This window comes from Tateyamaria sp. syn59 (assembly GCF_007995245.1).
In the GTDB taxonomy this organism is placed as follows: domain Bacteria; phylum Pseudomonadota; class Alphaproteobacteria; order Rhodobacterales; family Rhodobacteraceae; genus Tateyamaria.
Genome location: NZ_VCBA01000003.1, coordinates 1 through 19393, shown reverse-complemented (window position 1 = coordinate 19393; position 19393 = coordinate 1). Strand labels below are relative to the sequence as shown.

Here is a 19393-nt window from a genome sequence, read left to right as displayed (position 1 = left end):
GCGCCATCAAGGTTTCCGATCCGCAACCATTGCTCACCCCCGGCAACAGAGGTAGCCAAAGAGCATGCTCGCACGTCCTTCCCCCGACAGCCTCCGTATCACCGCACAAACCCTGATCGTCGGCGCCATCGGCGCAGGAATCGCCGAAGCCATCGGCGCCCCCATCGCGGTGCTCACAGGCCCCGCATTGCTGGTCAGCCTCGCCGCCCTCGCAGGGCTGCGCACAGGCATCGACGACACGGTGCGGAACCTCGTCTTCCTGCTGGTGGGCGTTTCCATCGGCAGCGGCGTGGACAGCAACGCAACGGCGGCCATGCTGCGCTGGCCGCTCGCCTTTGCAGCCCTCGGGCTGATGCTCTGGGCCACACTCTGGCTCTGCGGCAGGCTCCTGCACCACGGCTTCGGCCTCGACAAACGCAGCGCCTACCTCGCCGCCGCCCCCGGCCATCTCAGCTTCGTGGTGGGCCTCTCAACCGGCCTCAACCTCGACACCACGCGCATCGTCGTCATCCAGTCCGTCCGCCTCCTCGCCCTCACCCTCACGGTCCCGGCCATCGCCCTGGCCTTCGGCTTCGAACTCACCGGACAGGTCCTACCCCCAGGCCCTCCCATGGTGTGGAGCCACCTCGGCCTCCTCCTCGTCGCAGGGCTCACACTCGGCTACGCACTCGACAAGATCGGCCTGCCCGCCCCGCTCCTGATCGGCGGCATGGTCGCCTCCGCCCTCGGCCACGCGACCGAAGTCACACCGGGCGTTATGCACCCCTGGCTCAGCTACGCCGGGCTGATGACCGTCGGCACACTGATCGGCGCACGGTTCAACGGCATCACCCGCCGCGCCCTCGCCCAATCCCTGTTCGCAGGGCTCACCGTCACCACACTCACCGTCCTCATGGCGCTCGCCGCCGCGATCCCCGTCGCCTACACGCTCGGCTTCGAGCCCACCCACGTCCTGATCGCCTTCGCCCCCGGAGGCTTGGAGACGATGATCGCCATGGGCGTCGTCCTCGGCGCAAACCCCGGCTTCGTCGCCGCTGCCCACGTCGCCCGCCTCCTCTTCCTCACCGTCCTCCTCCCCGCCTTCGTCGGCCGCCTCCAACGCGCCTGATCCATTCTTCATTTCGCAAAATAAACCACCGCCGGAGGCTCCCGCACTTTCCACAGGAACAGCACCGGCCTAGAACAGGGACAACAGAACAACAGGCACCCATGTCCCACATCACACTTATCCGCCACGGCCAGGCCAACACGCATGCCAAGGACGAAGCCAGCTACGACCAGCTCTCGGGCCTCGGGCACCAGCAATCGGCCTGGCTCGGCGACCACATGCGGGCTACGCACCAGCACCACACGCGGCTCTACACTGGCACCCTCCGCCGCCACCGCGAAACGGCAAACGGCATGGACACGGGGATGAGGGCCACCGAAGACCCGCGCCTGAACGAGCTTGAATACTTCACCATGGCGCAAGCGCTGGAGGCCGAACACGGCATCCCCGTCCCTACGGCCCCCTCAGAATTCGTCCACCACTTCCCCAAGGTGCTGGCCCACTGGCAGGACGACAAACTCGACAACGTCCCCGAACGGTTCTCTGACTTTGAAAAACGGATCAAGGACGCGCTGACCGAAATCGGCGAGGGCGACGGCCCCGCCCTGGTCGTCACCTCGGGCGGCCTCATCGCCATGACCATGCGGCTCCATCTCGGGCTCGAAGTCAGCGCAATGGCCAACGTCGCGCTCGCAATCATGAACACCTCTATGCACCGCCTGCACCCGATCGGCGGCACCTGGTCGCCCGTGATGTTCAACGCAGTCCCCCACCTTGAACACCCCGACCGCCACCACGCTCAAACGCACGTCTAGAGGCCCAAATGAAACTCTACTACGCCACCGGCACCATCTCGATCGCCGTCGCAATCGCACTGGAAGAGGCGGAGCTCGACTACGACACCCACCAACTCAACTTCGCTGCGGGTGACCAGCAATCCCCCGACTACGCCAAGGTGAACCCCAAAGGCCGCGTCCCCGCCCTCGAAGTCGACGGCACCATTCTCACCGAAACCGGCGCGCTCCTCGACTACATCGCCACGCAAGCGCCCCACCTTATGCCCACCGACCCGATCCAGGCCGCCAAAGCGCGCAGCGTCATGTACTACCTCGCCTCCACCATGCACGTGAACCACGCCCACAAGATGCGCGGCCACCGCTGGGCAGATCAGGAAAGCAGCTGGCAGGACATGACGGCCAAAGTGACCGAAACCATGACCGCCTCCGCCCAATTCGTCGAAACCGACTGCCTCACAGGCCCCTACATCCTCGGCGACACGTTCACACTGGCCGACGCCTACCTCTTCATGGTCTGCACATGGCTGCCGGGCGATGGCGTCGATCTAACCCCCTTCCCCAAACTCCGCACCTTCATGGACGCGATGGAAGCGCGCGACAGCGTCAAAACCATCCGCGCCAAAGGAATGCTCGGATGACACATCTCTGGGTCCGCGCCGAACAACGCGCAAACGAAGACCGCGTGGGCCTCACCCCCGAAGGCGCGGCCAAGCTGATCGCCGCCGGGATCAAGGTTACAATTGAAGAAAGCAAAACCCGCTGCATCCCCACCGACCGCTATACCCAGGCAGGGGCCACAATCTCCCCCGAAAACACATGGCCCAACGCCCCGCAGGACGCCATCATCTTCGGCCTCAAGGAACTGCCCGAAGACGGCACGCCGCTGCCGCACAAACACATCATGTTCGGCCACGCTTACAAGGGGCAGCCCGCGGGTCAAATCCTCCTGCAACGGTTCAAGGCAGGCGGCGGCACCCTCTACGACCTCGAATACCTCGTGGACGAGGCGGGCAAGCGGGTCGCCGCCTTCGGCTACTGGGCTGGCTACGCGGGCGCCGCGGTTGCGCTCAAATGCTGGATCGCTCAACAACACGGCCAAATCGCTGGCCCGGTCCACGCCTACCCCAGTTCCAACCACCTGCTGGCAGAACTCCAATCCGACCTCGTCGCCACGGGCACACAGCGCCCCACCGCTCTCATCATCGGCGCACTCGGCCGCGTCGGCACGGGGGCGGCAGACCTCTGCACCGTCATGGGCGTCCCCACCACCCGCTGGGACATGGAAGAAACCAAACACGGCGGCCCCTTCCCCGAAATCGCGCAGCACGACCTCTTCTTCAACTGCATCCTGGCACGGCCCGGCACACCGGTCTTTGTCCCCGCCGACACACCCCACAAGCCACGCAAACTCACCGTCATCGGCGACATCGCCTGCGACCCCGACAGCGACTTCTCCCCCATCAAAGTCTACGACCGCACCACCACGTGGGACGCCCCCGCCCTCCGGGTCCACGACAGCCCGCTGCTTGACGTCACCGCCATCGACAACCTGCCGTCCATGCTCCCGGTTGAGTCGAGCGAAGACTACGCAGACCAACTCCTGCCCAGCCTGCTCACGCTTCCCGATGTGACGTCGGGCGTTTGGGGCCGAGCCGAACGGACATTCGACAGCGCGGTAGAGGCACTGCCGTCTAACTGAGAACGCCCAAGCCTGACTGCGCGCCCGCGGCACCGCAGGATGCTTACCGCAATAGCGCATCCTCATCGTCGCCCAGCGGCAGGCCCAGCGCTTCCATCCCCGCCTCCAGATGGTCTGGAAAATGCGGTGTGCCCAGCAGGTAATCGGCGCATGGGGTCGTGGCCTCCGCCTCCGCGGTAAGCAGCGCTTCGTCCCAATCATCCGGTTCAAACGCTCCGCGCCCGATCCACATGATCGCGATCAGCTCGGCCTGCTCGTCGGTGTCCAAGCGGTCAATCAGACCGCGCAACTCGGCCTCGGCCCGCTCCAACTCGTGGCCCATCAAAACCACTTGCGCCACAACGGCGCGCTCAATTTCAAGGTCCATGGATCAACCCTCCTGACCCGACCTTGAAACACTCCGCGTGCCACGGCTTTGATCGGGATCAAATCGAAACAGCGGGTATGCGCATCTTCAACATAGAAAATGCGCTGTCTCCGGGTCCAACAAAGTTGCTGAGGCTCAGGTTAGTGCAACTGACGTTACTAACGTTCGCCGCGATCACACGTGCGCGGCGTTTAGGCGAAAATGCGGTAATACAGCCAGTCGGGCAGGAATTGCGACCCGCGGAACAAAAGCGAAAAAAAGGTCGGAAAGCTCTTTTTGAAATTATCGGTCAGCATGAATTCGAACATCACCCGCGCGGCCTGATCCGGCTCCATAATGAAGGGCATATTAAAGTCATTCTTGTCGGTCAGCTGCGTCTTGATAAATCCTGGATTGGCCACCTGAACGCGCACGCCCGTATCGCGCAGGTCGGCAAACATGCACTCAGCAAGCGACATGGTCGCCGCCTTCGAGGCGGTGTACCCAATAGACCCTGGCAGCCCGCGAAACCCGGTGAGCGAAGACGTCAGAACAATGTGCCCCGCATCCTTCTCGACAAACTGCGGCACGACCTGCCCCAGCACGCGCATGAAGCCGGTGAAGTTGATGTCGGCCATGGCCGTCGCCTGCTCGGCATGCCACTCCTTGGCTGAAAAGGGCCAGTAGACCCCGGCCAACAGCACCAGTCCGTCGATCTCACCTACGGCTTCTGCCGCCGCCTTGACGCTGTCGTCATCCGCGATGTCGATCGTCTGGTAAGACGCCTTGCCCGGCAGCTCTTCGACCAGTTCTTTCAGCTTGTCTTCACTGCGCGATGACACGATCACCTCGATCCCTGCGCGGCTCATGCAATGCGCAAGGGCGCGGCCCAAACCGTCGCCCGCGCCCACCAGCCAATATCGTTTACCGCTCAGGGAAATGTCCGTCATGCTGCTGCTTTCAACTCTTCATTTGCCGGGCGCATTGTGGCGACCAATTCAGCCACCTTGATCCCGTATTTGCGGAACTGCGACCGGTTCACGATGGTTCCGTTTGGCGCCAGATACATCCAATCGACCGTGTCCAGCACATGCCCACCCGACGCTTCGGGCAAGCGGAACTTGTATTTCAGTTGCACCGAATTGCCGGATTGCTGCCCTGACCCGTCCCCCACCACGTCGTCGGCACGAGCGAGGATTTTACCGTCATTCCCGATGGTCAGCCGCCAGGCGCGCGTTTGCTTTGATCCATCGTCATAAGTGAACACCTCATCCATGACGCCGGTGTTGCCTTCCCACTTGCAGTCGAACTCGCCCACGAAACGCGACGACACGCGCCCTGTTGGGCCAAAGATGACGCCTTCGCAAATGATGGACCCATTCAGGTGCGTACGCACATCAAATTGCGGACCGTTTCCTTGGGCATAGTCCTCCGGACTCTGTGCCAAAAAGTCGGCATAGCGGGACCGGCTCCAGCCAATGAACAAAACAAAAGCGGCTCCCAATAGGGTAAAGATCAAACCGTCCATATCACGTCTCCTTCAAATCTGTCGTAGCAAGCAGCGCAATGGCCACGACCTTGAGGCCACAAGGCACGGCTGCATAGAGCAGCGTGAGAAGCGTCAGCGCTTCGGGCGGATGGGTGGCCGCACCGCTGTCGAACCCAGCCCGCTCAAGCGCGGGCAACAGGGTGACGGCAGCAAAGGCCAGGGTGAATTTCGAAACAAAAGCCCACAGGCCAAACCCTTCGGCCGCCGAGGGGCTAATGCGGGCCATGCGGGTCGCAAACACGGCCGGCAGCACTGTCAGGTCAGCGCCCAGCGTGGCGCCGGACAGCGCACAAATGATCGCAAAAGCGACCCAATCGCCCGGACCAAGAGTGATGGCCCAGCCGAAGGCGCAAATGGCAAGGACCATGGCGCTCAACAACACCGGCTTTGGGCCATACCGTTCGGCCAACCGGCCCCAGACGGGCGCAGCCATGGCAGCGCACAGAAAGAACAGCAACAGCAGCGGCCCTTCGAAGCCGGGCGCTTCCAATCGGCTTTCGACAAAGAACAGAAACAGCGTTGAGCTAACGGCGACAGGCGCGGCATTGACCAGCGCGATCAGCAGGAGCTTGCGTGCGAGTGCATCGCCCAGCACAGCCTTAAAGCCGACTGAAGGCGGCAGCCCATCGCTGACCCACTCGCCCCGCATCATCACCACGGCGGCGAGCGCCAGAACAAGAAAGCCAACCGCAAACCCGGCAAAGGGCGCACCCGTGAAGCCGCCTAGCATCACCGGCGCAATGGCCGCCACGCAAACGCCCAGTAGCGCACCCGTTTCGCGCCACCGCGCCAGCATCAGGTGCCCCTGTCCCGGCAGGCGGTCTGCCTTAACCACGCCTTGGGCATAGAAGTTGATGGTCAGAAAGCTGAAGGCCGAGAATACGCCCGTCAGCATCAGGGCAAACCAGATGAGCGGCGGCAAAAGCGGCGGCACGGCAAACAGGCCCAGCATCGACACAGCCATCACCGTACAGCCGATCAGAACCGCCAAACCGCGCCGGGACCGCAACGCTTCGGAAAGGCGGCCGAACAGCGGATCCTGCACCACGTCCAGCAAGCGCAAACCAAACAGTACCGCGCCCAGTGCGGCGAGCGAAACGCCGTATTCGTCAACATAGAATTTCGGCGCATGAATATAGATCGGCAACCCGGCCGCACTCAGCAAGGCGGCAAAGACCGCGTAGGCTGGCAGACGTTGGGGTGCCGTGTTGCTCACCGCGAGACCTCTTCGGACGGGGGCAAGGGGCGTGCGCGGTAGGTCGCGCGTTTCCACCACAGCTTCAGCGCCTGCCAGTGGATCAGCGCCAGAACCCGGCGCGATCCGAAGGGCCGGCGCAGGGCCGCACGCAAAATCGCGCCATTGGTGAGGGCACAACGACGTCCCGTGAGCGTGGCAATCAGCCCGCCCTCACCACCTCGCGAATAGTCAATCCAGACCCCGATCCGGTCATCCCGGATGTCGAACCGAAATTCGTACCCGCCTTCGATGGGCTGGAAAGGCGAGACGTGGAAAATCTTGGTTGCACGCAGCCTGTGCTCGGGCGCGATGGGACGCAGATCGGGGTGGTGCACCAGATAGCTATGGCGGTCACCAAAGGTGTTTGTCACCTCGGCGATCACGGCAATCATCTGGTCGTCCGCGCGGCGGCACAACCAGAAACTGACCGGATTGAACACGTGGCCCAGCACCTTGGGTTGGGCCAACAGTTCGATCCGTGCAACATCGGTGATCTGGTGCGCCTGCAGAACCTCGCGTACCCAGGCGGCACCTCGCCCGGCCTGTGGGGCACCCCCATGGTCGGCATCATCCAAAGCCATCAGCGCCCGCTTGTTGCGACCAAAAAGGCGTGGAACGCGCAACGGCGCCTCGGCGTCCAACAACATGTAGTCCACGGTATAGCGAAAGGCGTTGTCGATGGCGCCCTTGCGTCCATGAAAGGTCACGCCTGCAATATGATCGACGGTCGCTGTCATTCCGCTGCCACCTGCATCTGGGGCGCACGAAGCAACGCACGGGCAACGTCAAGGCCAGAGGACAACCCATCCTCGTGGAACCCGTGGCGCATCCACGCCCCGCAATACCACGTGTTGTTCGATCCGTTCATCGCACGCACCTGATCCTGCGCCGCAAGCGCCGCCAGATCGTAGACCGGATGACGCAGCACCGTCTGGTCGTAAATCATCTCTTCGCGGATCGTCCGCTTGGTGTTCAGCGTCACAAAATGCATGTCGTCCATCGGAATGGGCTGCAGCGAGTTGATCCAGTATGTCAGGTCAATGCGGTCAGACTGCGCATTCTTGTCCTCGGTATAGACCCAGCTGGACCAGACCTGCCGATGTTCGGGCATGATGGCCGCGTCGCGATGCAGGATGATATCGTTGGGCTGGTACTTCACAGCACCAAGCGCTGCCTTCTCACCCTCTGTCGGATCGGCCAGCAACTTCAGGCTATCATCGGAATGGGTGGCAAAGATGACCTCGTCGAACATCTCCCACGCGCCACCCCACGCTTTGACCTGTGCACCACCTGCCGTGCGGCGCACGGACTGAACGGGCGCACCGAGACGGATGTCGACGCCATTGCCCAGCATCGCCGCCTCGATCCGGCGGACATACTCAACCGACCCGCCGTTGACCGTGTACCACTGATGCTGACCGGTGTGGTTGAGCAGCGCGTGATTTTCAAAAAACTGGATCATGGCGTGGGCTGGGAAATCCATGATCTTCTCTGTCGGGGTGGACCAGATCGCACCGCTCAGCGGCAGCAAATAGAAGTCTCGGAACCAATCGCCGGTTCCCATCACATCAAGGAACTGCGCGATGGTGCGGCTGCGATCCTCGTTGGCGACGCGCAGCGCGTGTTTGTTGAAGCGGACGATATCTCGGACCATGCCGAGGAACTTCGGGTTCAATGCGTTGCGCCGCTGGGCAAACAATGCGTCCAGACTGGCGAGCCCGTACTCCAACCGCCCTCCGTCAATGGACGCGCCAAAACTCATGTTCGACTTGACGACCGGCACGTCCAGCTCGGCGAACAGCTTGGCCATGTTGGGATAGTTTGCGTAGTTGAACACCAGAAATCCGGTGTCCACCGGCTGATCACCACGCTTGCCTGCCATGATTGTGCGCGCATGGCCGCCTAGGCGCGGTTCGGCCTCGAACAGTGTGACACTGTTATCGGGCGCGAGCGTATGCGCAGCCCCCATTCCGGATATCCCGCCTCCGATAACGGCGATGCGTTTCGGTGCGGATGTTGCGGTCTCAAATGGCATGGTCTGCGGCGTCCCGTACGGTCTAGGTTATTGATTTCTACGAAGGGATGGCGCAACCGGATGCACAAAAACCAGACATTTATTTTTGATCCAAAACACGTTGTGTCGCGTAGACGGGGTATGTTTGCGGGTCTAGACACGTCTGAAACAAACACGCAGCGCGTTGTCGGGGCGATCTCGGCGGCGGCGACAGGACCGGCACTCATGCAAGACAGCGACGGCAAGCGGATGTTGTGGGTGGACCACATGCTCCGGATCCGTGACGATCAAGATCAGACAGCTTTTGCCGAGCTGTTCGACCACTTTGCCCCACGGGTCAAAGGGTTCTTGATGAAGTCTGGTGCGGATGCGTCGCTGGCAGAAGAATGCGCACAAGAGGTCATGGCGACCTGTTGGCACAAGGCGCATATGTTTGACCCCGCGCGGGCCTCGGTGGCGACCTGGATCTTCACCATCGCGCGGAACCGAAAGATTGACGTGCTGCGCAAGCAGCGCCGCCCCGAACCCGAAGATTTGGGATGGGGCCCTGAAGACGAACCTGATCAGGCCGACGTGATGGCCCTGCAACAGGAAAGCGAACAATTGGGACGGGCCATCGCTGAATTGCCCCCAGCCCAAAGAGAACTGATACAAAAGGCGTATTTTGGGGACCTGTCCCACAGTGAAATCGCCGACCAAACCGGTCTGCCCCTGGGCACGATCAAATCAAGGATAAGATTGGCGCTGGAGCGACTGCGCCATGCGATGAAGTGACGGATATGGAACAGAAGATCACACATCACCTGACGGACGAAATCCTGATGGCTTACGCAGCCGGGACGCTGCCTGAAGCGTTCAACCTTATGGTGGCAACCCACGTGTCACTGTGCGACGAGTGTCGCGCGGTCGTTGAAAGCTATGACGCTCTGGGGGGCGAGGTTTTGGACCAAACGCCCGGGAACGACGTTGCGCTTACGCCGGGCAGCTTTGCAGCGACGATGGCTTTGATCGCCGGGGGCGCGCCCGATGAAATCCGCGCGCAACGGCCGAAGGACGCAGTGCTGCCGCAACCCTTGCTGGACTATGTCGGCGGCGGCCTAGACACTGTGAAATGGCGGTCTGTTGGCATGGGCGTCAAACAGGCCATCCTGCCGACCTCCAGCGATGCTTCGGCGCGGTTGCTGTATATTCCTGCGGGCACGGCCATGCCGGACCATGGACATAACGGCACCGAGATGACCATGGTGCTGCAGGGCGCGTTCCAGGACGAGGACGATTATTTCGCTCGCGGTGATGTCGAGGTGGCCGACAGTGACCTGCACCACACACCCGTAGCTGACATTCACGAAGACTGCATCTGCCTGGCCGTCACCGACGCACCTCTTCGGTTCGAAGGTCTGTTGCCGAAAATCGCGCAACGTTTCGCGCGCATCTGATAACGTGAGGCGGGGCTACCCCCGCCTTCATTGCCCTTCTTGTTGCAGGTCTAGTCGGCACCGTCTGACGAATAGCCGCGCATCAAACCCCATGCAGATATCGGTTGCTGTCGGCCCGGTAGCGCAAGCGACGGAAAATGCTGCCAGTCGGTCTGGCGCACATCCAAGCCCTGCATCACATCTTCGGACACGAGCAGGGATACGCCCTCAACCTTGGTCGCCGCTTCCAACCGAGCGGCCACATTCACCGTGTCGCCCAAGACCGTGTACTCCAGCCGGCCATCGCCACCGACCACCCCGGCAAACACATCTCCGATATGGACACCGACGCCCAGGCGCACGTCGGATATCCGGTCGAGCGCTGCACGTGCAAACGCGACAGCACATGTGGCCGCGTCCCCCTGCCGGTCGTCAAAGACAACCATTGCACCATCACCAACGAATTTGTCGACAATCCCACCCGTTTCATCCGCCGCACCAGAGATGCTGGCGCGGTACCGTTCAAGGAAAGCAGACAGGTCGGCAGGCGACAGCGTCTCGGCCAGCGCTGTGAAGCCCCGGATATCAATGAACACGATCGCCATACGCTGCTGTTGGCCCGCACGCATCGCATCCAGTCCCCGCGCCGCCAACTGATCATCCAGTTCCGCCGGCAGAAACCGCGTCAGCTGCCCGCGCGCCTCTGCCTCATCAATGGATCGGCGCAAGAGCGCACGAATACGCATGGAGGCAGCGACCAACACCATCGCAGCCAGCGCGATCATCACCAACCGAACGATGTTGGGCGGCATACCAAACAAGAATATCAGCCCTGCCCGCGCCTCAGCCTCGGACGCGAGAAAAGGGATGGTCAGGATTGCGGCAAAGCCCGCAATCAGCACAACCGCCATCGACGCCAGAAGCGCCGGATTGAACCGCAACGCGCCGCACGCCAGGACAACGGGGATCAGCCAGATCGTCGGAAAGGCTGCAATAAATTCGCCGGACAGACCCATGTTCGACAGGCTCAGCCACGATCCAAGCAAGACGAACACACAGTCGATCAGCGCAGACGGCCACGCCATCCAAGCCCGAAACCTACCCGCGCGGATGACCAGCAGAATGGTGATGCCAAGCGCGAAATAACTGATCATCGTCATCGCGGCATAGATCAGCTGCGCCGCGAGCACCTCGGAATCCGGCAGGCCCATGAACCAGATGGTGGTGAACAAGACCAGCGCCAGGGTGGACGAAATGATCAGGCGTAAAATGGCAATGAACCACTCAGCCTGCGCTTCGGCTTCAAAAAAGATACGCTGTGCCTGCGGGGTCATTCCGCCGCCGTGGGCCGACCGTTCAGCGGCAAGGCGCCCTGCTCCTGCAACTCTTCGAAATCGAAATTGTCGAGCTTGCCCGCCCTCTTGCCAGCCCGTTCTGCGGCGGTCGTGATCCCTTCGACATCCCGGCGGGCCTGATCGAAATGGGTTTCCAGCTTGCCCGCCCGCTCCACGACCAGTTCGACATCGCGGTGCAGGTTGCGCAGCATCTTGCGGATCTCACCCGCTTGTTCGCGCATCCGTGCATCCTTCAGGATCGCGCGCATTGTATTCAGCGTGGCCATGCAGGTGGTGGGCGATACAATCCACACCCGTCTGTCGAACCCCTCGCGCACGAGGTCGGGGAAGTTGGCGTGCAACTCGGCATAGACAGCTTCAGACGGCAGGAACATCAAGGCACCGTCGGCTGTCTCACCCTCGATGATATACTTGTCAGAGATATCGGCGATGTGCTTTTTCACCGCCGTCTTCATCATTGCCACAGCCTGTTTCAACTCGTGATCCGTTTCGGCCCGGCGCAGGGCTTCATAGGCTTCCAACGGAAACTTGGAGTCGATCACAATCGGTCCCGGCGGGTTCGGCAGATGCACCATGCAATCGGCCCGCTTGCCGTTGGATAGCGTCGGTTGCCAGGCGTAGCTGTCACTTGGCAACGCCTTGCTCACGATGTCGCGCAGCTGGATCTCGCCAAAGGCCCCGCGCGTCTGCTTGTTCGACAGGATGTCCTGCAACTTCAGTACATCGCCCGACAGGTTGGTGATATTGTCCTGCGCCTTGTCGATGGCAGCGAGCCGTTCCTGAAGCTGCGTCAGACTGGTCGTCGTCTGCTTGGAGGAGCCGTGAAGCGTCTCTTTCATCCGCTCCTGCATCTCGGTCAGGGCGCGGTTCTGGCGCATGGCATTGTCAGCCAGCCGATCCTGCATCTGCTGCTGGACCGCAGACAGGCGCATCTCGACCGTCTGCGCCAATTGCGCCTGCCCATTCGTGGCGGTATCCGACACGGTCTGGATCGAGGCGCGCAACCCTTCCTGCCCCTGTGCCAGCCCTTGCACGTGTTGGCCGAGATACCCCAGTTGCTGCGCCAGCGGTTCAGCCGCCCGCGCCGACCTCCCCGCCGCACGCAAGGCTAGGATCAGCAGGATCAGGATCAAACACAGGATCCCGCCCCCGATCAGGGCCGCCATCACCAGCGGATCACTGGTGTCGACTGTCGTATTTCCGATCTGGATCATGTGCGTCCGAAAAGGCGTTCAATGTCCGCCAGCTTCAATTCAACATAGGTAGGACGGCCGTGATTGCACTGCCCGGAATGGGGCGTCGCCTCCATCTCGCGCAGAAGAGCGTTCATCTCTTCGGCGTGCATGCGGCGGCCCGAGCGGATGGACCCATGGCAGGCCACACGCGACAGGATCGCCTCGACCCGCGCCTGCACTGATTGAGACGCGCCCAGATCGGCCAATTCATCAAGGATGTCATGGATCATCGCCTTGGCATCGACCTCGCCCAGAATTGCAGGGGTCTCGCGCACAGCGATTGCATCTCCGCCAAAGGCTTCGATGCCAAGACCAAAGCGAGCAAGATCATCCGCAATTTCCAAAAGCCGCGCGCAGTCACCCGATGACAGGCTGACGATCTCCGGGATCAGCAATGCCTGCGCCGCCACACCAGTCTCGGCCATCTGACGCTTCAGCTTTTCATAGACCAGACGCTCATGGGCGGCGTGCTGATCAACGATGACCATGCCCGTATCCGTCTGTGCCACGATGTAATTCTCGTGCACCTGCCCGCGTGCGACACCAAGCGGTAGATCATCGGGGGCCTCTTCGCAATCGCTCACCGGCGCGGGTGTCTCAACCACCTGTGCGCTGAACTCCTGTGCCATCTCGGCAAAGCCGGTGCTGACAGCTGCGCGCGGCCCAAGGCTGGGCCGGTCCATCTGATACACGCGCGGCGCGGTCGGTTCGGGCTGCATTGCGCCCAAGGTCGCACTTGCCACGGTGGTCGATGCGCGGTGCCCGGCCTCTGCTAAAGCATGGCGCAGGCCCGACACGATCAGCCCGCGCGCCACACCGGGATCGCGGAAACGCACTTCCGATTTGGCGGGGTGCACGTTCACATCGACAAGCTGTGGATCGCAATCGACAAACAGCGCCGCCGCCGGGTGGCGGTCGCGACTGAGAAAATCGAAGTAAGCGGCGCGCAAGGCGCCGGTCAGTAGCTTGTCCTTCACCGGACGGCCGTTCACGTACAAAAATTGTGCCACCGCTGCGCCGCGCGAATAGGTGGGCAACGCCGCAAACCCGGTCAGGTGCAGCCCCTCCCGTTCGGCATCAATGGCAATCGCATTGTCGATGAAGTCCGCCCCCAGCACATCGCGCAAGCGGGCCTTCAGGGCTGTGACCACATCGCCCGACTGCGCCTCGGCCTTGAATATCGTACGCGGGTCGTTCGACACATCGCGCAGCTCGAAACGAATGAAGGGTTCAGCCATCGCAAGGCGTTTGACCACATCCGTGATCGCCTGCGCCTCGGCCCGGTCGGTGCGCAGGAATTTCAGGCGCGCAGGCGTGGCATAGAACAGATCGCGCAGGGTGATAACGGTGCCGCCGTTCAAGGCGGCGGGTTTCATCGCCCCGATCTTGCCCCCGGCCACGCTGATCTCCGCGGCAGCCTCACCGGGCACCCGGCTTTTGATGGTCAACCGGCCCACTGCGCCGAGGCTGGGCAGGGCCTCCCCCCGGAAGCCGAAGGTGTGGATGTTCAAGAGATCACTGCCATCAATCTTGGACGTCGCGTGCCGTGACATCGCCAGCGGCAGGTCATCTGACGCGATCCCACAGCCGTCATCCGTGACGCGGATAAGCGTCTTGCCCCCATCCGCGACGTCAACGGAAATGCGGTTGGCGCCTGCGTCAATGGCATTTTCAACCAGTTCTTTCACGGCCGAAGCCGGGCGCTCCACCACCTCGCCCGCCGCGATGCGATTGATCGCAGCATCGTCCAACTGCCGGATAACAGGACGTATATTGGGGGCGTGAGAGTTCATGCCACAAGACTTAGCATGCGACGCGCCGATTCGACCAGCGGTTCAGCCGCCGATGGCGTTGCGATACCATGCAACAATGGCGGCGCGTTCGTCGTCTTCCATATAGCTGAGATTGGCCGGCGGCATGGCATGGGACACGCCCGATTGCAGATAGACGGCGCGGGCATGGCGGGTCAGATCGGCCTCTGTCTCCAGCGCAACACCCTTGGGCGCCCAGTGCAGGCCAGGCCAGACCGGCTCGGCGGCATGACACATCGAACACCGCCCGAGAACAATGTCATGCACGTTGGTGAACCCTTCGGCCTCGGCAAAGCGCGTAACCACAGCCGCTTCACGCTGCCCCCCAGGCGCGACAGACAGCCAGGCAATCAAGATGAACAGGATCACGGTCACACCCCATGTCCAATGCGGGTTGCCCTTGCGTGCGTGATGCGTGTTGAACCAGTGGCGAATGGTAACACCCATCAGGAAGACAAGGCTCGCGATCACCCAGTTCCATTCGCTCGCAAATGCCAGCGGGTAATGGTTGCTGAGCATCAGGAAGATGACGGGCAAGGTCAGGTAGTTGTTGTGGGTCGACCGCTGCTTGGCGATCTTGCCATAAATCGCATCTGGCGTGCGGCCGGCCATCAGATCGGCGACCACAATCTTCTGGTTCGGGATTATGATAAAGAACACGTTTCCGGACATGATGGTCGCCGTGAACGCGCCCAGATGCAGCAGCGCCGCTCGACCCGTGAACACCTGCGCATAAAACCACGACATCGCGATGAGCACCGCGAAGAGCGCCACCATCAAAACCGTCTGATCCGCGTTCACAAAGATTTTGCAGAGCGTGTTGTAGATCACCCAACCCAGCGCCAGGGACACCAGCGAAATCCCCACCGCCTGCCAGGTGGCTAGATCCATGACATTGGGATCAATCAGGTAGAACTCGGCCCCCAGGTAGTAGACCAGCACCAGAAGGATAAACCCGCTGATCCACGTCCAGTAGCTCTGCCACTTGTGCCAGATTAGCCCGTCCGGCATTCCCGCCGGGGCCACGAGGTATTTCTGTATGTGGTAAAAGCCACCGCCATGGACCTGCCACTCCTCCCCATCCGCGCCGCTTTTCAGGTTGCGGTCGCGGTGCAGACCCAGATCCAGTGCGATGAAGTAAAACGACGACCCGATCCAGGCGATGGCGGTGATCACATGCAGCCAGCGCACCGCAAATTCCAACCACGCGCCCATGGCGGCAAAGTCATACATAATGTCGGATCCCTTGCGTTCTGCGGTGCAGAATAGCAGCCTGCGCGCCAAGGGGAAGCGGGGATAGAGGGGGCCAGCCCCCTCGCGCTGGCGCGCTCACCCCCGAAGTATTTACCGCTAGAAGAAGAGTCAGTCGTAGCGCAACTCTGCCGCCTTGCCCTTGAACACCCAATAGGCAAGCGCCGTATATCCGCCGATCATCGGGATCACAAAAATCGCACCGACAAGGATGATCATCAGGCTTTCGGGTGCGCTGGCCGCTTCGTAGATCGTCAGCTGTTCCGGCACCACAAATGGGTAGAACGAGTACGCCAAACCGCCAAAGGCCAGCACATAAAGCGCGATGGCGTAGGAAAATGGCGCCCGTGCACCTGTGTCGGTCGGGTTTGGCAGGTGCTGTAAGGATCGCCACAACAGCGCAACCATGACCGCGGACAGAATGGGCAGAGGAGCGAGGTAGAGAATCTCCGGCACCGAGAACCACTTGTCGAAGATGCGCGGGCTGACCAGCGGCGTAGCAAGCGATACCGCCCCCAAGCCCAGAACCAGGCCCCAGATGCCGCCCTTGGCCCACGTCACCGCCTTGGCCTGCAGATGTTCCTCTGTCTTCAGGATCAGCCAGCAGGCCCCGATCATGGAATAGGCAACCGTCAGAAAGACAGCCGTGATCGCAGCAAAGGTCCAGGTGCCCCACGTACTTTCCAGGCCCATCACATATTTGCCCAGCATGAAGCCCTGCGCCAGCGACGTCATGAGCGAGCCTGCAAAGAAGAGCCAGTTCCATGTTGCCTTGTGCGGCGTCGGAGCCTTGACCCGAAATTCGAACGCGACACCGCGCAGAATAAGACCGATCAACATGATCGCGACGGGCAGATACAGCGCCGTCAGGATCGTGCCATGTGCCGAAGGGAACGCCACCAGCAACAGCCCGATGGCCAGCACCAGCCACGTCTCATTCGCGTCCCAGAACGGGCCGATGGACGCAACCATCATGTCCTTTTCCTCATCCGTGGCGAACGGGAACAGAACCCCTACGCCCAGATCAAAGCCGTCAAGGACAACATAGACTAGGATCGACACGCCCATCAGCGCAGCGAAGGTTAAGGGCAGCCAAACAGCCGGATCTCCAAACAGGTCCATTCACGTCACTCCGCAGGGATTTCGCGGGCGATGGCTTGGCCCGACAGCGGTGTGCGCGGGCGCGGCACATCGCCATCCACACCCTTGCGGGCGAGGAAGAACAGAACTCCCACATAGGCCGCAAGCAGCAAGGCATAGATCGCCAGATATGCCGCCAACGTGGTCCCCACGAACGGCGCAGGCACATCGGCCACGGCCATCTCGGTGGTCAGCACGCCCTGCACCAGCCACGGCTGACGCCCGATCTCGGTCGTGTACCACCCGGCGAGGGTCGCAACCCAGCCAGAGAATGCCATCGGCACCATCGCGACATACATAAAGGTCGGAATGCCCTCTGGCCCGCGCCTTTTGCGCAGCATCAGGAACGCCGCCGCCCAGCTCAGGAGCAACATGGCAAAGCCGGTGCCCACCATGATCCGGAAGGACCAGAACACAGGCGCCACGGGCGGGTGCATCACGGTGCCATCCTCGGCGACAAAATCGTTCAGACCCGGCACGACGCCATCCGCTTTGTGCTTGAGGATGATGGACGCCATGTTGGGAATGCCCACCTCCATCCGGTTTTCGCGCGCCTCTTCATCTGGGATCGCGAACAGCAACAGCGGCACGTTCGATTGGGTTTCCCAATTGCCCTCCATCGCGGCAACCTTCTGAGGCTGATACTCCAGCGTGTTCAGACCATGTAGGTCACCCATAAAGATCTGGACCGGGATCAGCAGCGCACCCATGAACACTCCAGTTTTCAAGGTTGCGCGGACACCGTTGCTCCGGTCACCCAGCAACCAGCGGAACGCGCTCAGACCGGCCAGAAGGAAGGCCACGGTCAGACCCGAGGCAAGCATCATGTGCGTAAATCGATAGGGCATCGACGGGTTAAAGATGATCTCGAACCAGTTGGTAGCAAAGGCGACGCCCTCACGCATCTCAAACCCCTGCGGCGTATGCATCCAGCTGTTCAACACGATGATCCAGAACGCAGACATCGTGGTGCCGAAGGCCACGAGGAACGTTGCCAGGGTATGCAACCACCCCGGCACCCGCGAAAATCCAAACAGCATGATGCCGAGGAACACCGCCTCGAGGAAGAACGCGGTCATCACCTCATAGGCCAAAAGCGGCCCGGCGATATTGCCCACCGTTTCCATAAATCCGGGCCAGTTCGTCCCGAACTGGAACGACATGGTGATGCCGGACACGACACCCATCGCAAAGGACAGCGCAAAGACCTTCACCCAAAAGCGATAGGCTTCCATCCAGCGCACATTGCCCGTCGCGTTGTAGCGCAGCTTGAAAAACAAAAGCACCCAGCCCAAGGCGATCGTGATCGTCGGGAACAGGATGTGAAACGAAATATTCGCCCCAAATTGAATGCGGGACAGCATGAGGGTGTCCATGAAGACCTCCGCCCAAAACGGTTACAACTGATGTCTTGATGCAGATATAGATGGCGCATGGCCTGGGTCAGCGGGGGTGCGACAGGGTGCACATGCGCGTTTTGTCACAGAGTATTGCCATGATGTCGGGTGCGCGCGCCGGCAATGTTCAAAGCGCATACGAACAAGGCGGCGGGACCGATCGAATGGCCGCTTTGCGGACATGAAAAGCTGACTTGTGGCACAAATAGATGAACGTCAGGTTTCGGCTTCTTTGACAGTACGCGTGATTTTTGCATGATGCTTCCGGCATCAAAGTGGTCGACTAATTCTAACAAGTCACGCGAACTTGCCCTTGCTACAGTGGATAGGTGCGAAATTGAGTGTTCCAAAAGTGGATAACCGTCGAAAGCCTACCCGAGCTGATGGTGCTGCGGCCTTTTGGTCCGTGGCAACGGCACTTGAAAGCGCCGTCACAACCCGCGGTTTTGCAGGCGACCTAACAAGCTTTGGTTTTCTACTTGATAAATCCTCCGAAAACCTGACTAGAATACGCGATGCTTTCAGCGTCGCGTCGGATGTCGGCCCCGACTTGAATCCGTTAATTGGTTCGAAAAACACCAAAAAGATCGACCAGGATCTTCGAAGACTGAGTATGTGGGAAAAGAACCAAAACTGCCGATTTTGGAGCCATCCATTTGAGGACACACTAGCAATCACAATGCCCTTCTCCTTTGCACGTCCGTACGGCGACGCGGCGATGGTGCTAATCAACTTCGAGCCAGTAGATGATAAGGCGGAGCAGAACAGCCGGAACGAGTATTTGGCTGCTCTAGATGCAGCCAAGCACAGCACCAGGGAGCACATGCACATGGGGCCAATCGAAGCCTATGTTGCTCGAGGCGGCATTTTTGGAGGGACCTTCGCTTTTGCTAAACATAGTGTGGTTGGGGGGCGTGATCGCTTAACAACTGCCTCCAGAGGAATCTCGTTGTCAAAGGGTGATGCAAAGTACAACTACAGTTCAGCCAACATGCCGTTTCTGTTTCTTGAAATCAATTTTGAAGAGATTGCAGTTTAACTCAGCGCGTCACGATCTGCGAACCAAAGTTGCTTGTCTGCGCACTAGGGTCAGGACCCA

Annotated in this window: 19 protein-coding genes; 7 read left to right on the top strand and 12 right to left on the bottom strand. The window is 61.0% G+C overall.

What is annotated here, in order from left to right; translation table 11 throughout:
- Positions 1 to 64 precede the first annotated feature (64 nt).
- The 4 genes from FD715_RS06215 (at position 65) to FD715_RS06200 (ending at position 3544) form a co-directional block, all read left to right on the top strand.
- On the top strand, positions 65 to 1108 hold the full coding sequence (locus FD715_RS06215; protein WP_147106838.1) for an AbrB family transcriptional regulator: 1044 nt from the start codon (positions 65 to 67) through the stop codon (positions 1106 to 1108).
- 101 nt (positions 1109 to 1209) lie between these two features.
- On the top strand, positions 1210 to 1863 hold the full coding sequence (locus FD715_RS06210; RefSeq protein ID WP_147106836.1) for a histidine phosphatase family protein: 654 nt from the start codon (positions 1210 to 1212) through the stop codon (positions 1861 to 1863).
- An 8-nt stretch (positions 1864 to 1871) separates the two neighbouring features.
- A complete protein-coding gene (locus FD715_RS06205; RefSeq protein ID WP_147106834.1) occupies positions 1872 to 2483 on the top strand; it encodes a glutathione S-transferase family protein in 612 nt (203 codons plus the stop codon).
- Positions 2480 to 3544, top strand: coding sequence for a saccharopine dehydrogenase (locus FD715_RS06200; protein ID WP_147106831.1), 1065 nt, complete (start codon positions 2480 to 2482; stop codon positions 3542 to 3544). Before FD715_RS06205 ends, FD715_RS06200 begins: the two co-directional genes overlap by 4 nt.
- A gap of 43 nt (positions 3545 to 3587) precedes the next feature.
- On the opposite strand, the gene FD715_RS06195 is transcribed toward FD715_RS06200, so the two are convergent.
- The 6 genes from FD715_RS06195 to FD715_RS06170 all read right to left on the bottom strand — a co-directional run bounded on the left by FD715_RS06195 (position 3588) and on the right by FD715_RS06170 (position 8711).
- On the bottom strand, positions 3588 to 3911 hold the full coding sequence (locus FD715_RS06195) for a DUF3775 domain-containing protein (protein ID WP_147106828.1): 324 nt from the start codon (positions 3909 to 3911) through the stop codon (positions 3588 to 3590).
- Positions 3912 to 4102: 191 nt separating this feature from the next.
- Complete coding sequence (locus FD715_RS06190) at positions 4103 to 4840, bottom strand: SDR family oxidoreductase (RefSeq protein WP_147106825.1); 738 nt, start codon at positions 4838 to 4840, stop codon at positions 4103 to 4105.
- Positions 4837 to 5418 carry a DUF3833 family protein gene (locus FD715_RS06185; RefSeq protein ID WP_147106822.1) on the bottom strand — a complete coding sequence of 194 codons (582 nt, stop codon included), beginning with the start codon at positions 5416 to 5418 and terminating at the stop codon, positions 4837 to 4839. The genes FD715_RS06190 and FD715_RS06185 overlap by 4 nt, the downstream gene beginning before the upstream one ends.
- Before the next feature lies 1 nt (position 5419).
- Complete coding sequence (locus FD715_RS06180; protein WP_147106819.1) at positions 5420 to 6655, bottom strand: MFS transporter; 1236 nt, start codon at positions 6653 to 6655, stop codon at positions 5420 to 5422.
- Positions 6652 to 7413 (bottom strand): DUF1365 domain-containing protein, encoded by a 762-nt coding sequence (locus FD715_RS06175; RefSeq protein ID WP_147106816.1) that lies wholly within the window; start codon positions 7411 to 7413, stop codon positions 6652 to 6654. Before FD715_RS06175 ends, FD715_RS06180 begins: the two co-directional genes overlap by 4 nt.
- Positions 7410 to 8711 carry an NAD(P)/FAD-dependent oxidoreductase gene (locus tag FD715_RS06170; RefSeq protein WP_147106813.1) on the bottom strand — a complete coding sequence of 434 codons (1302 nt, stop codon included), beginning with the start codon at positions 8709 to 8711 and terminating at the stop codon, positions 7410 to 7412. Before FD715_RS06170 ends, FD715_RS06175 begins: the two co-directional genes overlap by 4 nt.
- A gap of 228 nt (positions 8712 to 8939) precedes the next feature.
- Between FD715_RS06170 and FD715_RS06165 the strand changes: the two genes are divergently transcribed.
- Positions 8940 to 9464 carry a sigma-70 family RNA polymerase sigma factor gene (locus tag FD715_RS06165; protein WP_189799443.1) on the top strand — a complete coding sequence of 175 codons (525 nt, stop codon included), beginning with the start codon at positions 8940 to 8942 and terminating at the stop codon, positions 9462 to 9464.
- A 5-nt stretch (positions 9465 to 9469) separates the two neighbouring features.
- Positions 9470 to 10126, top strand: coding sequence for a ChrR family anti-sigma-E factor (locus FD715_RS06160; protein ID WP_147106808.1), 657 nt, complete (start codon positions 9470 to 9472; stop codon positions 10124 to 10126).
- Between the two features lie 50 nt (positions 10127 to 10176).
- On the opposite strand, the gene FD715_RS06155 is transcribed toward FD715_RS06160, so the two are convergent.
- The 6 genes from FD715_RS06155 to FD715_RS06130 all read right to left on the bottom strand — a co-directional run bounded on the left by FD715_RS06155 (position 10177) and on the right by FD715_RS06130 (position 18273).
- Positions 10177 to 11439, bottom strand: coding sequence for an adenylate/guanylate cyclase domain-containing protein (locus tag FD715_RS06155; RefSeq protein WP_147106805.1), 1263 nt, complete (start codon positions 11437 to 11439; stop codon positions 10177 to 10179).
- Entirely contained in the window at positions 11436 to 12674 is a 1239-nt protein-coding gene (locus FD715_RS06150; RefSeq protein ID WP_147106802.1) for a DNA recombination protein RmuC, read from the bottom strand. The genes FD715_RS06155 and FD715_RS06150 overlap by 4 nt, the downstream gene beginning before the upstream one ends.
- Entirely contained in the window at positions 12671 to 14488 is a 1818-nt protein-coding gene (mutL, locus tag FD715_RS06145) for a DNA mismatch repair endonuclease MutL (protein ID WP_147106799.1), read from the bottom strand. The genes FD715_RS06150 and mutL overlap by 4 nt, the downstream gene beginning before the upstream one ends.
- A gap of 42 nt (positions 14489 to 14530) precedes the next feature.
- Positions 14531 to 15739, bottom strand: a complete 1209-nt coding sequence (locus FD715_RS06140) for a urate hydroxylase PuuD (protein WP_147106795.1) — start codon at positions 15737 to 15739, stop codon at positions 14531 to 14533.
- Positions 15740 to 15868: 129 nt separating this feature from the next.
- Positions 15869 to 16879, bottom strand: coding sequence for a cytochrome d ubiquinol oxidase subunit II (locus FD715_RS06135; protein WP_147106792.1), 1011 nt, complete (start codon positions 16877 to 16879; stop codon positions 15869 to 15871).
- Positions 16880 to 16884: 5 nt separating this feature from the next.
- On the bottom strand, positions 16885 to 18273 hold the full coding sequence (locus FD715_RS06130) for a cytochrome ubiquinol oxidase subunit I (RefSeq protein ID WP_147106789.1): 1389 nt from the start codon (positions 18271 to 18273) through the stop codon (positions 16885 to 16887).
- A 358-nt stretch (positions 18274 to 18631) separates the two neighbouring features.
- Here FD715_RS06130 and FD715_RS06125 point away from each other — a divergent pair, with 358 nt between their 5' ends.
- Positions 18632 to 19333: a hypothetical protein gene (locus tag FD715_RS06125; protein WP_147106786.1), complete on the top strand. Its 702-nt coding sequence runs from the start codon at positions 18632 to 18634 to the stop codon at positions 19331 to 19333.
- Positions 19334 to 19393: the final 60 nt, after the last annotated feature.

Bases quoted from the DNA above. Each gene is read 5' to 3' on its own strand.
- FD715_RS06215 (WP_147106838.1), top strand. From the start codon at position 65: ATGCTCGCACGTCCTTCCCCCGACAGCCTCCGTATCACCGCACAAACC.
- FD715_RS06210 (WP_147106836.1), top strand. From the start codon at position 1,210: ATGTCCCACATCACACTTATCCGCCACGGCCAGGCCAACACGCATGCC.
- FD715_RS06205 (WP_147106834.1), top strand. From the start codon at position 1,872: ATGAAACTCTACTACGCCACCGGCACCATCTCGATCGCCGTCGCAATC.
- FD715_RS06200 (WP_147106831.1), top strand. From the start codon at position 2,480: ATGACACATCTCTGGGTCCGCGCCGAACAACGCGCAAACGAAGACCGC.
- FD715_RS06195 (WP_147106828.1), bottom strand. From the start codon at position 3,911: ATGGACCTTGAAATTGAGCGCGCCGTTGTGGCGCAAGTGGTTTTGATG.
- FD715_RS06190 (WP_147106825.1), bottom strand. From the start codon at position 4,840: ATGACGGACATTTCCCTGAGCGGTAAACGATATTGGCTGGTGGGCGCG.
- FD715_RS06185 (WP_147106822.1), bottom strand. From the start codon at position 5,418: ATGGACGGTTTGATCTTTACCCTATTGGGAGCCGCTTTTGTTTTGTTC.
- FD715_RS06175 (WP_147106816.1), bottom strand. From the start codon at position 7,413: ATGACAGCGACCGTCGATCATATTGCAGGCGTGACCTTTCATGGACGC.
- FD715_RS06170 (WP_147106813.1), bottom strand. From the start codon at position 8,711: ATGCCATTTGAGACCGCAACATCCGCACCGAAACGCATCGCCGTTATC.
- FD715_RS06165 (WP_189799443.1), top strand. From the start codon at position 8,940: ATGTTGTGGGTGGACCACATGCTCCGGATCCGTGACGATCAAGATCAG.
- FD715_RS06160 (WP_147106808.1), top strand. From the start codon at position 9,470: ATGGAACAGAAGATCACACATCACCTGACGGACGAAATCCTGATGGCT.
- FD715_RS06155 (WP_147106805.1), bottom strand. From the start codon at position 11,439: ATGACCCCGCAGGCACAGCGTATCTTTTTTGAAGCCGAAGCGCAGGCT.
- FD715_RS06150 (WP_147106802.1), bottom strand. From the start codon at position 12,674: ATGATCCAGATCGGAAATACGACAGTCGACACCAGTGATCCGCTGGTG.
- mutL (WP_147106799.1), bottom strand. From the start codon at position 14,488: ATGAACTCTCACGCCCCCAATATACGTCCTGTTATCCGGCAGTTGGAC.
- FD715_RS06140 (WP_147106795.1), bottom strand. From the start codon at position 15,739: ATGTATGACTTTGCCGCCATGGGCGCGTGGTTGGAATTTGCGGTGCGC.
- FD715_RS06135 (WP_147106792.1), bottom strand. From the start codon at position 16,879: ATGGACCTGTTTGGAGATCCGGCTGTTTGGCTGCCCTTAACCTTCGCT.
- FD715_RS06130 (WP_147106789.1), bottom strand. From the start codon at position 18,273: ATGGACACCCTCATGCTGTCCCGCATTCAATTTGGGGCGAATATTTCG.